Origin of the sequence: Vibrio crassostreae, from assembly GCF_041439375.1 — a bacterium.
In the GTDB taxonomy this organism is placed as follows: domain Bacteria; phylum Pseudomonadota; class Gammaproteobacteria; order Enterobacterales; family Vibrionaceae; genus Vibrio; species Vibrio crassostreae_D.
This window is the reverse complement of sequence record NZ_JBGONY010000018.1, coordinates 71503-87327: the sequence shown is the minus strand read 5'-3', so window position 1 is coordinate 87327 and position 15825 is coordinate 71503. Positions and strand designations below refer to the sequence as shown.

Here is a 15825-nt window from a genome sequence, read left to right as displayed (position 1 = left end):
TACCGATGTATTGTTGAACGCGAAATGTACAGCAAAGATCAACACGCCCTAGAAACAGAAGGAATTTACTATGAGTAAATTATTGAAATCCATCATGCTGGCAGCTGGCATACTTGTTTCTGCAACGTCGATTGCAGCAGACTACCCGAGCAAAAATCCCATTTGGCGCGGGCGGCGGTACAGATGCCGTTGGCCGTACCCTTGCAAATAGTGCGAAAGACATTTTAGGACAAAACATTTCAATCATGAACCGTACGGGTGGTGCGGGCGCCGTAGGTATGAGCTTTGGTGCCCAGCAGCGTGCGGATGGTTACACATTAACAGTAGTAACACGTGAAATCGCTTCGCTTCCTCAAATGGGTTTGATGCGCCATACCGCAGACGATTTTAGACTCATTCGCTTAGTAAACCTCGACCCAGCGGTCGTATTAGTTGCAGCAGATAGCCCATACAACACCATTAATGATCTGATTAAAGAAGCAAAAGAAAAACCTGGTAGCGTGAAATTTGCTTCAACCGCTGCGCCAAACTTCTACTTAATGTCTCTTGAAAAAGACCAAGATATTAAACTCAACGCTATCCCTTATAACGGTGCATCTGAAGCGATTCCTGCAGTACTGGGCCACCACACAGACGTAACCATGGTGACACCGGGTGAAGCTATCGCTCAACTTCGTTCAGGCCAACTAAAAGCATTAGGTGTCATGTCAGAAGAACGTATTCAGTACATTCCCGATGTTCCTACTTTGAAAGAGCAAGGTATTGATGTAGTAACAGGAACATGGCGTGGTATCGGCGCTCCAAAAGATACGCCGGATGCAGTAATCGAGAAACTAGGTGCGGCATTTGATGAAGCAATGGCAAGTGAAGAGTTCAAGTCTTTCATGGCAAAAGGCGCAATGACTATCCACAACCTTGACGATAAAGCCTTCACTACGTTCGTTTCCGAAGATACAAAATCGCTTACTGAACTAATTCAATAACATTCATCCAGAGGCACAACGATCAGTTGTGCCTTTTTTATCGGTATGTACCTTTCCCTTGCTTTACTTTTTAGGGGTAAATTCTATGTCTAATGCCAACTTAAATCGGAATGTCGTTTTCCCTTCCATAATCATCATATTAAGCGCAATAGCACTCGCGTTGATTACTCAGTTTGATCGTCCGATGTATCAAGATGCAAGTGTTGATGCAAAATTCTTCCCGATGATGATTGTGATTGCTCAAATTGCTATCTGTATTGTTCTCATCGTTCAGCACAAACTCAAAGGTGTTCCAGAACAACAAGAAGCGATGATAAGCAAGATGTCTATCTTCGGCGTGGCCTTTCTTATTGGATACGCGTTACTCATCAGTGTGGTTGGCTACCTTTACGCGAGTTTGATTGCCTTTATGTTCTACCTCGTTTACTTCAAAGTTAAGAAGCCAATCTACTACGTTGTCGCCGTTGTCTTTGTGTTTACGGTTTACTATTTGTTTGGCGAGGTGTTCTACATCGCGCTTCCTGAAGCAACCTGGTCATAGGAGGTCATAATGTTTGAATATCTAATCGATGGTCTCGCAACCGCTGTGAGTTTTGCAGTACTTCCTGTCCTTGTTTTTGGTGTACTAGGCGGTGTAATTTTAGGCGCACTACCCGGTCTAACAGCGACGATGGGCGTTGCGATTCTCCTTCCGTTTACCTTTGGCATGGAACCGACGTCAGCCCTCGTGATGTTAATTGGTGTATACATTGGTGGTATTTACGGTGGTTCTATTGCCGCAATACTACTTAAAACACCGGGGACACCAGCGTCTGCAGCAAGTGTACTCGACGGCCACACCATGGCTGTAAGAGGGCAAGCAGCAAGAGCATTAAGTATTTCGGCTGTTGCTTCATTCATTGGCGGGTTACTCAGTACTATCGTCCTTATTGCCATTGCGCCTAAATTAGCGACCTTTGCGTTGCGTTTTAATGCACCAGAGTACTTCGCACTTGCTCTGTTTGGTTTAACTATCATTGCGAGTGTTTCTTCGAACAACATCTTTAAAGGGTTACTTGCGGGTACGATTGGCCTACTGGTTTCTACCGTTGGGCTCGACCCAATCAGCAGTGTGCCAAGGTTTACTTTTGACATCATGGATCTCTACAGCGGAATCAATGTCATCCCTGTTTTGATTGGTTTGTTTGCTCTATCTGAAGCATTAAACCAACTAGAGAAACTGTTCTCTGAAAAGAAAGTCGTCGCGCCGAAGTTTGACCACAAATTATTGAGCAAAGGCGACCTTAAAGAAATGCTACCAACCGCAATAAAAAGTGGTTTGATGGGAACAACCATCGGTTCTGTACCGGGTGCTGGTGCTGATATTTCGGCATTCGTTTGTTACAACGAAGCAAAACGTTCATCGAAAAATCCCGAAGAGTTTGGTAAAGGATCAGTACGAGGTCTAGCAGCAGCCGAATCTGGAAACAACGGTGTAACGGGTGGTTCGTTAGTTCCATTGTTAACACTTGGCGTTCCGGGGGATGCTGTGGCAGCGGTTCTTTTAGGCGCACTCATTGTTCAAGGTTTAACACCGGGGCCTCTGTTGTTTGCCCAAAACCCCGAAGTGGTTTATGGCGTATTCAGCTCGATGTTGGTTGCTAACCTTGTGATGCTAGTGATTGGTTTACTGGGTATTCGTTTCTTCTGCCGTATCATTGAAGTACCCAAGATCATCATGAGCCCAATTATTGTCTTCTTGTCGATCGTTGGTGCTTACGCGATTAACAACTCGATGTTTGATGTGGGTATTGCGATCGGTTTCGGTCTATTGGGCTTTATCTTAACTAAACTGGATATTCCATCTTCGCCAATTCTGCTTGCGATCATTTTAGGTCCAATGGCAGAAACAAATCTGAGGAAATCACTGTTGATGTACGATGGCAGTTGGTCTTTCCTTTATGAGCGCCCTATTGCACTCGCGTTTATCGTGTTGGCTGTATTCTCTGTTTATTCAACGTTAAAAATGAAGAAGAAGCAGAAACAAAAGGAAACTGAACAATGTCCATAGTTGACGGCTTGTTCAATGGATAGCGGTTAAGGCAGAATATTTAGCTTATAACCTATAACCTTAAACGTTAAAAAACTAAAGCCAGAGACCTACGTCTCTGGCTTTTTAGTACACAATAAACAATCAATTTCTGTAAAAGACAGACAATAAAAAGGCATGTACTTGGCATACCTTTTTAAGTCGTTTACCTGAACAGAGGCTATTCATCTCAATGTGAGATGGCTCAGGTGCGCTCTAAATCATTTCTATTATGCTGTTGCCAAACGGTGGTTGGCATCTTGCAAGTGAACAGCAGAAGCAATTCTAGCCTTGTCACAATCACCGGCCATGATAGCTTCATAGATTCTACGGTGTTCATTGATGCATGTGCTTCCCTCTTCAGAAGAATGCACGATGAAGTTAACAAACATCGTAGTCAAAATATTACCGAACGGTAGATAGAAGTCGTTACCTGTCGCATTGAAGATCAAGCTATGGAAACGAGTATCAATGTCTGTCCAACGTTCTTGGTCAAACACTTCAGCTTCATCCACTTCGACCATTTTTTGGAAGATCTCTGAAAGCTCAATACGTTGTTCAGCCGTCGCAAATTTGGCTGCCAGTGCACACGCTTCAGGTTCAATCGCACGGCGAAGACCTAAGAACTGTGAACAGAATTGGTCTACGTCGGTTAGGCCGTCCATCCATTCAATCAGTTGAGGATCAAGGAAGTTCCAGTATGCGCGGTCTACTACACGAGTACCGATTTTCGGGCGGGACTCTAATAGACCTTTAGAGGTCAATAGTTTAACTGCTTCGCGAAGTGCCGTTCGGCTGATACCAAACTGTTCACACAACGCCATTTCACCAGGAATAATAGAACCTTGCGGCAGATCACCAGACAAAATTCCACGAGCGATTTCGCGTGCTACTTGCACGTGCAGGCTACGCTTCGAGCCCGAAATTGAATTAAAAGTGCTAGCCATAAGTTCGCTTATTTATATGTTATGTTTATGTATTATTTAAGGAGCACTATAACAGTATTTCAACCTACAGCCAATTGAGTAAAATCAAAGCGGATAGTACCTATTAATTTATGCAATTAATCAAACACTTAGAAAGCATCTAATTTCTCTTAGCTAGAAACACTGTATTACACCACTAACAAAACCCTCGCCGAGCATGTAGGTTCGTCATTCTCGTTTTCTCTGCTCGCTTCCAAAAACATCACTCAATTGGGCTAAAATAATGGAACCGAAAAACGGTTAGTTTATTCACTACACAAGTTAACCTAGTTCAAATTAATAGGTTCAAGTCGTCTACGTACTGCAAATTCAGACATAAGCTCTGTAGCTCCCAACGCTAATTCAATTCCATCAGAACCGCACTTCGTTGACCACAGTCCCTGCCCCTTCAATCGTGACACTCACTTGATCTTTGTCGGACAGAGCATAAGTTCTACCTGGCGTGCCCATGAAAATTAGATCGCCCGGTTTGAGGGTAAAATAATGGCTCAAATAGCTCACGACTTTTCTTGGCTTGTGGATCATGAACGAAGTATTTTCTTGTTGAACCACTTTACCGTTAACACGAGTGGTCAACTCAACATTGTTGTAATCAATGCCGCGCACAATTGTGTTGCCAACCGGGCCAAAACCATCGGAAGCTTTCGCTCGGAGCCATTGTAAATCGGCGCCTTGCCAACTTCTTTTAGTAATATCGTTGCCCACCGTGACGCCAAAGATCGCTTGTTCGGCTTCTTCTTCACTGGCTTGACTGAGCTCTCTACCAATCACAACCACCAGCTCGCCTTCAAAATGAACATTTCTTGCTTTTGGTGGCACTTGAATCACTTCGCCCGTGAGAATCAAAGAAGAAGGAAGTTTAAGAAACATCGGCGGTGGTGCATCGGCAGGTGAGGCTAAGTGGCTAGCGAAGTTCATCCCGACGGCGAAGACTTTCTCTGGTTTTGTCGGTAGTAACACCTCAACCGACTCTAACGGGATCGAATTTTTTGCTACCGAATATTCGCCAAAGAGATCACCGCTGACCGGTAACACTGCGTCATTGTCTAGCTTTCCATAGCTGATTTTGTCTTGGTATTGATAACGGACGAAATGCTCACTGCTCACCTCAACATTCTTATTTTCTGCCGCCAATGCGACACCAGACATCGCAACTATTGCCAATAACCACTTCATCCTTGAATCCCTTTATTTTTAAATCCTAAATTATACTTTAGCCCACTCTGTAAGATTCGAAGGAAAAGGGAAGCTCCGTTGCCCGTCCTCTTTCCCCCTTCTTATAAAAGCAGCACGCATAAAAAAACCGAGCAACTCACAGTGAGTTACTCGGTTTGACTTATTCCCGATGTATTCAGTCGTTGTTGGTATCAACGAACGATTTTGCAATCACGACTGAATTCAATGTGATGCTTAGTTCCCGCAAAGCACCACATCAACACAAGCCATCGTTAAATAACTTGCGTGTCAATCATTTACAGTTGGGCAAATGATCCTTCCCACGAGTATGTCTCACCCGCAAACTCAACAGTGTGAATTGCTTGCTGCGCGTCTTCAGCTTGGTTTGAGATACCGTAGTGGAAAGTGTTGCCTGAAGTAGTTTCAATGTGCACAACAGTCCCGACACTGTTATGGCCTACAACTGACACCGATTTAACCAGACCACGAGCGCCTACAGAGGCTTCGATAGACTCGTTAAAGTAACCATGCGTTTCTAATACAGAAGCAAACACATGGTTTTGACCAGACTGACGTAAGATAAGCGCAGGCTCACTCTTAAGATTGAAGTCTGGATCGTTAGCACCAGTGCGAGCAAAAATAACTTCGCTACCCGCATTAGCGCTGGTTACTAGGCTGTAGTAGCTGCTGTCATGTAGCCAGCTTACTAGAGAACCTTCTTCGTTCACTTTGCCTGAAGCCACGTTCCATAGATGTTGGTAACCGTTGTCTTCACCTAATGGCTTAAGCGTTTTTTCCATGTTGTAATCGAAGTCAGTACGAATGATTTGACCTGAGTGGTGAACTGGTAAGTCGTACTGATGTTCAGCGTCAGCTTCGATGCGGTAAACATCAATCACTAGCGGCTTTTCAAACTCAGGAAGGTCAGCAAGAATTACGCTGCGCTGCATGTCTACGCCCGTGTAGTACTCAGAAATCGTACCGCTCATGCCTTGTAGAGACTGGTCGTCTGCTACGAAGAAGTGCTTCTGACCAAACTTAGACTCAGCCAATGCTGTATCGAAGTTGTTCTGTGTTTTCTGATCAACCGTTACTGTATTGTGCGCAACTGTCTGCTTACAGTAAGACTTGTTTTCTGGGATGTAACGACCGCCAAACTTAGGCTCAACGTTTACCCAACGACCGAAGCCGTAATCGTGCAGCACTTCATGCCCACGGTTGAATACGCTTAGGTGCAGGCCATCGTAGTGACCGTGGTCTAACGCAGAGTGGTACTGGTGATCGCTGCCGTGTTGACCAAACCAAATAAGTGCCATGGTATCGTCGTCTTGCTCATCACGGTGGCGAAGGATGCTTACGCCGCCTTTTTCGCCTTCAGGGCCATCAGTTACAAACAGGCTACCCCAGTTAAATGCTTTGATGTCGTCTGCAGCATTAACGGCGTCAGACAGGGTTTTACCTGATGCGTGAACCCAAACGTCTTGTTGGTGATCAGCCATACCAAGTAGAGTTTCAGTCTGCTCGTATCGGTGATAACACACAGACGTCGCCATGATAACGCCTTCATCGTTGATAGAGATTGTCTTCGATGAATCGTTCAGAGCTGGCAATGTACCGTCTGGGAATGCCGTTTTGAATACCGCGTAAGACGTTGTCTTGATCACTGAATCGTTAAATTCGTAAATACCGATTTCTGGCTGACGACGTTCAATTGCTTCTGCAAACAGGTAGATTGGACGTAGAGAGAAACGGTGGTAGTAAGGACCTTCCATATAGTAGCCGTCTGACGAGAACAGTTGATCAAGCTGCGCTAAGAAACCACCGCTTACTTTATCTAATTTCAGGCCGTAAAGCGCTTTGTCTACAGATTCTTGGTCGTTGATTGCGTAACCACAAATACCTACTGCTGCCACTGCCCATAAGCCGTGGTTATGTACGATATCGAAATCGTGTGCGTAAGTAACAACAAACATTTCGATCATTTGATTAAGAAGATCGTCTTCAATCAGACGCTTTTGTTCTTCAGAGATGGTGTGGTAGATACAGCTGTATGCACAAGAGGCGTAAAGCATCCACATGTTCTCGTTCAACGTTTGGTGGAACAGCTTACCCGGAGGGTTAGAGTCACGGCTTACGTTGCTTTCAAGTGTTGGGTACACCGTCGCGTACGCTGTTAGCATATCAACGATGTAATCACGGTACTTTGTTTCTTCAGTAATAAGGAACAAACGACCTGCTAGATCCATGTGGATGTAGTTTTGCTTATGACGGTTATGTTCGTAACCGCCGCCTTCACCGTGGCCTGGAACTTCAATGCCAACTTCAGCTATATAAGCGTCGGTTTGTTTAATATCACGAGTCAGTGCGTTACCTAAAAGGCTATCCTTGCCAAGTTCTTTACGAAGCTCTGCTGCTTCCTCAAAGTTAAGTAAAAGTGGTTGATAGCTCATTATTATTTCCCCTGCTCTGCTGTGCTTGCTAATTCTGGGTTTAAAATTGTTTCTACTGAGTAGAAGCCCGTCCAGCTGTATACTTTGCCGTTCAGTTCTACTTTGTGTTCAGTGCTGTCAGTTGCGCCAAGTTGGTTGCTAATCATCACTGTCACGTTTGATTTCTCTGTCGTAATCTCAACTACCGAACCAATATTCGTGTGAGCCACTACTTTGATGTCTTTCACAACACCACGTGCACTTACCGATTGCTCGAACTCTTCGTTGAAGTAACCGTGCGTTTCAAGAACAGAAGCAAACAGTGTTGTTTCTCCTTTGCTACGTAGAATGAACGCGGGCTCTGAACGTAGATTGAAGCTTGGATCGTTAGCGCCGGTGCGAGTAAAGATAACTTCAGCACTGTCGTTAGACGTTGCGCCCAGCCACGTGTAGTAGGTGTTGTTTTGTAGCCAGCTCACAAGTGCTGTGCCCTTCACTTCACCACTTGCTACGTTCCATAGATGTTGATAACCGAAGTCGCTGCCTAGCGTGTTTAGCTCTTTGTTCGCTTGATATTCGAAGTTAGTGCGAACAATTTGACCTTCATATTGATGAGAGTAATCAAATTGGTGCTCGCCTTCGCTGCCTTTTTTAGAATCTAAGCGGTAGAGATCTAACAATAGCGGAGATTCTAATTCTTCAAGGTTTAGCATGAATACACTGCGTTGCATGTCAAAACCTTGGTAGTGATCGTTAGCAAATGCGCTCATGCCGTTGATTTTCTCGTCTTCTACTTTAAAGAAGTGAGGTAAACCGTGTACTGAGTCTGCACGCTCAACGTCAAAGTTGTTCTGACATTGTTCATCAATCGTAACTGCATTATGAGCAATCGTTTGACGAGCGAAAGATTTGTTTTCGTCTAGGTAACGACCGCCGAATTTTGGCTCCACGTTAACCCAACGGCAGAAACCGTATTCACGAAGCACTTCTTGACCGCGGTTGAAGAAAGAAATACCCAGCGTATCGAAGTTACCGTGACCCATGCCGTGTTGACCGTAGTTCATCACTAACTGAGAAACGTCGCCTTTCTTATCCTGCATGCGGATAAAGCCTTGTGCGCCGTTATGACCTTCAGGGCCTTCGTTCAATTCAACACTTGGCCAGAAAGGCATACCGATTTCTTGCTCAGCAGACGCCGCTTCATAAGCTTTAGATAGCTCAAGACCACATGGGTGCATCCAAACTGCGTCTTGAATCTTCGCCATACCAAGAATGTTTTTGTCAACTCCGTTTTCAGATGAGTAATGTTTGCTGTAAACGCTCACTGCCACCTGAACACCCATGTCAGTGATGCCCATTGTGCGAGATGCATCGTTCAGAGCTGGGAATTCACCGTTCGGGTACGCTGTCGCCAGCATTGCTTGTACTGTGTTACCAATCACGCCGCCTTTGTAGTTGTAGATATCTACTTCAGGCATATGACGGTGAATCACTTCAGCGAACACACACGTCGGACGAATCGCGTAACGGTGGTAGTAAGGGCCTTCCATGTAGTACCCAGAAGGTGCAAAAAGTTGAGATATTTGCGCTAAGAAGCCACCAGTATCGTTACGCTCTAAGCCATAAACCGACATTTCCAAATACTCACGTTTGCCCAACGCAAGGCCACAGATACCCACAGCCGCAACAGCCCAGATACCGTGATTATGGATGCGGTCAAAATCATGCGCGTACTTCACCGTGAACATTTCTAGCATTGGTTCGAAAATGCGAGACTCAATGTTGTCACGTTGTTCTTGTGTCAGAGTTGAAGCAATACAAGAGTAAGCTAAGCTTGAAAACATTAACCAGCAGTGTTCGTTCAGGATTTGGTGGAACAAACGGCCTGTTGGGTTGGTGTTTTTCTGTACGTGGTAATCAAACGTTAGATATTTGTCTGCGTACTCTTCTAGTAATTCTGTAACAAAATCCGCGTACTTTTGCTCTTTAGTGATCAAGAACATGCGACCAGCTAAGTTCATGTACGTGTAATTTTGCTTATGGCGGTTATGCTCGTAACCACCCGCCTCTCCGTGACCAGGAACATCAATAGGTAAGCGCATGAACGCCTCTAGGTCTTTCGCGTTCGCTGCAATGGTTTTGCCCATTAAGCTCGAACGGCCCATTTCAAGGTGAAGTTGCTCTATTTCTGCTTCAGTCAACAATACTGGTTTAGTCGTCATATTCTTTGTCACCCTCAATAAAGAGTTTATCTGTTTAAACTTTGATTAAATTTTCAAACTCCATATAAAGTAATACAATATGAGCTTTAATCATACCTATTCGTCATAAAATGATGAGCAGAATCACACAATCAACCATAAGTCATTGATGTAAAGAGTAAATGGCAAATACCAAGCATTTACTAAGTTGTTGATTTATTTACGCTATATAAAGTATCGCTTGATCAACATCACACAACTTTGGATATATTGTATTACAATTAGACTCATTCCCTTATTATGAATGCAAGCTAAGTAACACTTAAAAGATTTAAACAGATTAGGAGATACACAATGAACTCTTTCTTTATGCTAGATGAAAATCCATGGGAAGAATTGGGCGGCGGTATTAAGCGTAAAATCGTTGCTTACACTGACGATCTAATGGCTGTACACCTTTGTTTTGATAAGGGTGCGATTGGCCATCCTCACACACACGAAATTCATGACCAAATCGGTTATGTTGTTCGCGGCAGTTTTGAAGCTGAGATTGAAGGAGAGAAGAGAGTACTTAAAGAAGGCGACGCTTACTTCGCTCGTAAACACATGATGCACGGTGCGGTTGCACTAGAGCAAGACAGCATCCTTCTTGATATCTTCAACCCTGCGCGTGAAGATTTCCTAAAATAATAACTAGCGCAACCTCAGTTGCTAAGGTAAGCATATGAAATCATTAAACATCGCGGTCATTGGCGAGTGCATGGTTGAGCTACAAAAGAAACAAGACGGGCTTAAGCAGAGTTTTGGTGGCGATACACTGAATACAGCACTTTACCTGTCACGCTTAACAAAAGAGCAAGATATCCAAACAAGCTATGTAACGGCGTTAGGTACTGACCCATTCAGTGTCGACATGTTGGAAAAGTGGCAAGCAGAGGGTATCGACACGAGCTTAATCGCTCAGCTTGATCACAAACAACCAGGGCTTTACTACATCGAGACCGATGAAACTGGTGAGCGTAGCTTCCACTACTGGCGTAGTGACGCTGCTGCAAAATTCATGTTTGATCAGCAAGACACGCCTGCTCTACTTGATAAGCTATTCTCTTTTGACGCGGTTTACCTAAGTGGTATTACGCTTGCTATCTTGACAAAAAACGGACGCACGCAGCTATTCAAATTCTTAGACAAATTCAAAGCTCAAGGCGGCCAAGTATTCTTCGACAATAACTACCGTCCTAAACTTTGGGAAAGCCAACAAGAAGCGATTTCTTGGTACTTGAAAATGCTTAAGTACACCGACACAGCACTACTTACGTTCGATGACGAGCAAGAGTTGTACGGCGACGAAAGCATTGAACAGTGTATTGCACGTACGTCTGAGTCTGGTGTGAAAGAGATCATCATTAAGCGTGGCGCGAAAGACTGCCTAGTGGTTGAAAGCCAAAGCGCTCAGTACGTTGCACCAAACCCAGTAGACAGCATCGTTGATACAACAGCTGCTGGCGACTCGTTCAGTGCAGGCTTCTTAGCTAAACGCTTGAGCGGTGGCAACGCGCGTGATGCAGCATTGGCAGGTCACATTGTGGCAGGGACTGTGATTCAGCATCCAGGTGCTATCATTCCTCTAGAAGCGACGCCTGATTTGTCTCTATAATTGCGCACTTTAACTATTAATCAAGGGTTTGCTTAGTTGAAAGCAGGCCCATTATTAACGTGAGAAAGAATTCATGACTACATTAAATGAACAACTAGCAAACCTAAAAGTAATCCCTGTGATCGCTATCAACCGTGCTGAAGATGCCATCCCCCTAGGCAAAGTACTGGTTGAAAACGGCATGCCATGTGCAGAAATCACACTACGTACAGAATGTGCAATCGAAGCGATTCGCATCATGCGTAAAGAATTCCCAGACATGCTAATCGGTTCAGGTACTGTACTGACTAACGAGCAAGTTGACGCATCAATCGAAGCGGGTGTTGATTTCATCGTAAGCCCAGGTTTCAACCCTCGCACTGTTCAATACTGTATCGACAAAGGTGTTGCAATCGTACCGGGTGTTAATAACCCAAGCCTAGTTGAGCAAGCAATGGAAATGGGCCTTCGCACGTTGAAGTTCTTCCCTGCTGAGCCTTCTGGCGGTACAGGTATGCTTAAAGCATTAACAGCGGTTTACCCTGTTAAATTCATGCCTACTGGTGGTGTGAGCTTGAAGAATATAGACGAATACCTATCTATCCCTTCTGTACTTGCGTGTGGCGGTACTTGGATGGTTCCAACTAAGCTGATCGACGAAGGCAAATGGGACGAACTAGGTAAACTAGTACGTGATGCTGTTGACCACGTTAGCGCTTAATATCCGTTAAACTTCGTAAAAAGCCTCACTTCGATGGGGCTTTTTGCTATCAGAAACTTGCCATCCAAACGCGTTGCAATGGGCTCTAACTGAACATTGAATTCTGCACGCCGGTCCTCTATACACTGATTTCCCTCAGCTAAAATCACCCTTATTGAAGCTTAGTATTGTCGTACAAAAGGCTCAAATCCTTCTTTAAGGTGATTCGCGCTATCAAATATGTAAAAGCGCATTTAAGGGCTATGCTTTTATACTCATGACTGCCAATGATTAACTAAGCAACGGCAACTGGAGACTGATTTTACCCTGGGGACAACCAATTCACAGAAAACCTCATCACGTTAGCTTAAACTCGCCCATTGATGAGTTAACCACACGACCACCTAAGCAAAAAATTTAAATAGATAATAAAAAAGGTATATAAAATAGATAAAAAGACGTTACGCGAATAACTTTATCGGTTCTGGTTATCCTCTATATCATTGAAAAATGTAACGACTTTGTTATGAGGATAACTAAAATATTATAAGATCTCAGTTTTTCTAGATCCTCGGCCATATTGTCGTACATATAATAACTAAAAAGATGATTACCCTTAAACTAAAGCTGAATCCACACTTCAATTAAACCCATTTAAAACAGTCAATTAGAGGGTTGTTAACTAAATAATGAAAAATCAATGCGACCTGGATCATACTAAAGGCATATTGTAGTACAAATAAATCTTTGAGCGCGTTAATCTAAGCCCAGTTAATTATGATATTTAAAAGGCTGAAAAGATGACTATTGATACTTTTGTTGTTCTCGCCTACTTCTTCTTTTTAATCGCTATTGGTTGGATGTTCCGTAAGTTCACAACGTCGACTAGTGATTACTTCAGAGGGGGCGGCAAAATGTTGTGGTGGATGGTTGGTGCAACTGCCTTCATGACACAGTTTTCAGCATGGACGTTTACAGGTGCCGCAGGACGCGCGTTCAATGACGGTTTCGTTATTGTAATCCTATTCTTAGCCAACGCATTCGGCTACTTCATGAACTATATGTACTTCGCTCCAAAGTTCCGCCAACTTCGTGTGGTAACGGCGATCGAAGCTATTCGTCAGCGCTTTGGTAAAACGTCTGAACAGTTCTTCACATGGGCAGGTATGCCGGACAGCCTTATCTCTGCAGGTATCTGGCTAAACGGTCTAGCTATCTTTGTAGCAGCTGTATTCAACATCCCAATGGAAGCAACCATTGTGGTAACGGGTATGGTTCTAGTATTGATGGCAGTAACGGGCGGCTCTTGGGCGGTTGTTGCTTCTGACTTCATGCAAATGCTTGTAATCATGGCCGTGACAATCACTTGTGCGGTTGCAGCTTACTTCCACGGTGGTGGCTTAACTAACATCGTTGCTAACTTCGACGGCGACTTCATGTTAGGTAACAACCTAAACTACATGAGCATCTTCATCCTTTGGGTTGTGTTCATCTTCGTGAAGCAGTTCGGTGTAATGAACAACAGCATCAACGCTTACCGTTACCTATGTGCGAAAGACAGTGAAAACGCACGTAAAGCGGCTGGCCTAGCATGTATCCTTATGGTTGTTGGTCCATTAATTTGGTTCCTACCACCTTGGTACGTAAGTGCATTCATGCCTGAGTTTGCTGAGCAATACACATCAATGGGCGACAAAGCCGGTGATGCTGCTTATCTAGCATTCGTACAGAACGTAATGCCAGCAGGTATGGTTGGTCTTCTTATGTCAGCAATGTTCGCTGCAACGATGTCTTCTATGGATTCAGGTTTGAACCGTAACGCTGGTATCTTTGTAATGAATTTCTACAGCCCGATTCTTCGTCAAAACGCGACTCAGAAAGAGTTAGTTATTGTAAGTAAGCTAACGACTATCATGATGGGTGTTATCATCATCGCGATTGGTCTGTTCATTAACTCTCTACGTCACTTAAGCTTGTTCGATATCGTGATGAACGTAGGTGCGTTGATTGGCTTCCCAATGCTCATCCCTGTACTACTAGGTATGTGGATTCGTAAGACTCCTGACTGGGCTGGTTGGTCTACTCTAGTGGTTGGTGGTTTCGTTTCTTACATCTTCGGTATCTCTCTTCAAGCAGAAGATATCGAGAACCTATTTGGTCTAGAAACAGCACTTACTGGCCGTGAATGGAGCGACTTGAAAGTTGGCCTAAGCCTAGCAGCTCACGTAGTGTTTACTGGTGGTTACTTCATCATGACTTCTCGCTTCTACAAAGGCCTATCGCCTGAACGTGAGAAAGAAGTTGACCAACTATTCACTAACTGGAACACGCCGCTAGTGGCGGAAGGTGAAGAACAACAAAACCTAGATACTAAACAGCGTTCAATGCTTGGTAAGCTTATCAGCACAGCAGGTTTCGGTATCCTAGCAATGGCTCTAATTCCAAACGAACCAACAGGACGCTTGTTGTTCTTACTATGTGGTTCGATGGTCCTAACCGTTGGTATCTTGCTTGTTAATGCTTCTAAAGGCCCAGCAAAAAAGTTAAACAATGAAGCCGCTGTTAAATAGTCTATTTAATAGCTAGCGACTGAGTTAACCGATACGTCAGTTAAAGAAATGCCCATGCTTTCCCCCGACAGCATGGGCTTTTTTATTGTGCACAATTCGTGAAGGTGTGATCCATCGTCGAAAGACATCCCCCCCTCACTCTCGCAACGACAAATTCAATCTATTTTCATGCGATTACGATCACTCTAAATGGTTTGATCTCTTTCTCGGATTGTTTCTGTTACTTTGATTACTACTACAAACACAACAGACAATTACAATGAAAAAAACTTCACTATTACTTGCTTCCATTACGCTGGCACTTTCTGGTGTCGCACAAGCTGATCAGTTAGAAGACATTCAAAAATCAGGCACTCTTCGTGTGGGCACCACTGGCGACTACAAGCCCTTCTCTTACTTCGACGGCAAAACCTACTCTGGCTACGACATCGATGTCGCACAGCACATTGCAGAACAGCTAGGTGTCGAATTACAGATTGTTCGTACCACATGGAAAGATCTACTGAGCGACCTAGATGACGATAAGTACGACATCGCGATGGGTGGTATTACGCGTAAAATGCAGCGTCAGTTAAACGCGGAACAAACTCAAGGCTACATGACCTTTGGTAAGTGTTTCTTGGTTGCGAAAGGCACCGCAGAACAGTACGACAGCATTGAGAAAGTGAACCTGTCTTCTGTTCGTGTGGGCGTGAATATTGGCGGCACTAACGAGATCTTTGCCGACGCGAACTTACAGAATGCAAGCTTCACACGCTACGAGAACAACCTCGACGTGCCGAAAGCTGTAGCTGAAGGCAAAGTTGATGTGATGGTGACAGAAACCCCTGAAGGTCTGTTCTATCAAGTAACGGATGAGCGCCTTGAGGCAGCTCGCTGTGAAACACCGTTTACCAACAGCCAATTCGGTTATCTGATTCCAAAAGGCGAACAGCGCCTATTGAACACGGTAAATTTCATTATGGATGAGATGAAATTGAAAGGCGTGGAAGAAGAGTTTCTGATCCACAACTCTCTTAAGTAACGTCTTTTCAATTTATACAGTGACAAAAATTAGGCCAGCATTGCTGGCCTAT

At 44.2% G+C, this 15825-nt stretch carries 11 protein-coding genes and 1 pseudogene; 8 read left to right on the top strand and 4 right to left on the bottom strand.

Going from position 1 to position 15825, the window contains the following annotated elements:
* Nucleotides 1-70 precede the first annotated feature (70 nt).
* The 3 genes and pseudogenes from ACED45_RS10160 to ACED45_RS10150 all read left to right on the top strand — a co-directional run bounded on the left by ACED45_RS10160 (nucleotide 71) and on the right by ACED45_RS10150 (nucleotide 3033).
* Nucleotides 71-983, top strand: a pseudogene (locus ACED45_RS10160) (tripartite tricarboxylate transporter substrate binding protein).
* Between the two features lie 85 nt (nucleotides 984-1068).
* On the top strand, nucleotides 1069-1524 hold the full coding sequence (locus ACED45_RS10155; protein ID WP_371713925.1) for a tripartite tricarboxylate transporter TctB family protein: 456 nt from the start codon (nucleotides 1069-1071) through the stop codon (nucleotides 1522-1524).
* 9 nt (nucleotides 1525-1533) lie between these two features.
* On the top strand, nucleotides 1534-3033 hold the full coding sequence (locus ACED45_RS10150; protein ID WP_371713924.1) for a tripartite tricarboxylate transporter permease: 1500 nt from the start codon (nucleotides 1534-1536) through the stop codon (nucleotides 3031-3033).
* Between the two features lie 248 nt (nucleotides 3034-3281).
* Here ACED45_RS10150 and ACED45_RS10145 read toward each other — a convergent pair whose 3' ends face one another.
* The 4 genes from ACED45_RS10145 to ACED45_RS10130 all read right to left on the bottom strand — a co-directional run bounded on the left by ACED45_RS10145 (nucleotide 3282) and on the right by ACED45_RS10130 (nucleotide 9864).
* Nucleotides 3282-3998: a FadR/GntR family transcriptional regulator gene (locus tag ACED45_RS10145; protein WP_004733498.1), complete on the bottom strand. Its 717-nt coding sequence runs from the start codon at nucleotides 3996-3998 to the stop codon at nucleotides 3282-3284.
* A 390-nt stretch (nucleotides 3999-4388) separates the two neighbouring features.
* The gene (locus ACED45_RS10140) at nucleotides 4389-5186 is read right to left on the bottom strand and encodes a fumarylacetoacetate hydrolase family protein (protein ID WP_371713927.1); all 798 of its coding nucleotides are present in this window, start codon (nucleotides 5184-5186) and stop codon (nucleotides 4389-4391) included.
* A gap of 323 nt (nucleotides 5187-5509) precedes the next feature.
* On the bottom strand, nucleotides 5510-7663 hold the full coding sequence (locus ACED45_RS10135; protein ID WP_371713923.1) for a heparinase II/III domain-containing protein: 2154 nt from the start codon (nucleotides 7661-7663) through the stop codon (nucleotides 5510-5512).
* Nucleotides 7664-7665: 2 nt separating this feature from the next.
* A complete protein-coding gene (locus ACED45_RS10130; protein ID WP_371713922.1) occupies nucleotides 7666-9864 on the bottom strand; it encodes a heparinase II/III domain-containing protein in 2199 nt (732 codons plus the stop codon).
* A gap of 333 nt (nucleotides 9865-10197) precedes the next feature.
* On the opposite strand from ACED45_RS10130, the gene ACED45_RS10125 reads away from it, so the two are divergent.
* The 5 genes from ACED45_RS10125 to ACED45_RS10105 all read left to right on the top strand — a co-directional run bounded on the left by ACED45_RS10125 (nucleotide 10198) and on the right by ACED45_RS10105 (nucleotide 15773).
* Nucleotides 10198-10533: a cupin domain-containing protein gene (locus tag ACED45_RS10125; RefSeq protein WP_010438329.1), complete on the top strand. Its 336-nt coding sequence runs from the start codon at nucleotides 10198-10200 to the stop codon at nucleotides 10531-10533.
* 34 nt (nucleotides 10534-10567) lie between these two features.
* The gene (locus tag ACED45_RS10120) at nucleotides 10568-11500 is read left to right on the top strand and encodes a sugar kinase (protein WP_371713921.1); all 933 of its coding nucleotides are present in this window, start codon (nucleotides 10568-10570) and stop codon (nucleotides 11498-11500) included.
* 73 nt (nucleotides 11501-11573) lie between these two features.
* A complete protein-coding gene (locus ACED45_RS10115) occupies nucleotides 11574-12200 on the top strand; it encodes a bifunctional 4-hydroxy-2-oxoglutarate aldolase/2-dehydro-3-deoxy-phosphogluconate aldolase (RefSeq protein ID WP_371713920.1) in 627 nt (208 codons plus the stop codon).
* A 779-nt stretch (nucleotides 12201-12979) separates the two neighbouring features.
* The gene (locus tag ACED45_RS10110; protein ID WP_371713919.1) at nucleotides 12980-14749 is read left to right on the top strand and encodes a sodium:solute symporter family protein; all 1770 of its coding nucleotides are present in this window, start codon (nucleotides 12980-12982) and stop codon (nucleotides 14747-14749) included.
* Nucleotides 14750-15008: 259 nt separating this feature from the next.
* The gene (locus ACED45_RS10105; RefSeq protein WP_371713918.1) at nucleotides 15009-15773 is read left to right on the top strand and encodes a transporter substrate-binding domain-containing protein; all 765 of its coding nucleotides are present in this window, start codon (nucleotides 15009-15011) and stop codon (nucleotides 15771-15773) included.
* Nucleotides 15774-15825: the final 52 nt, after the last annotated feature.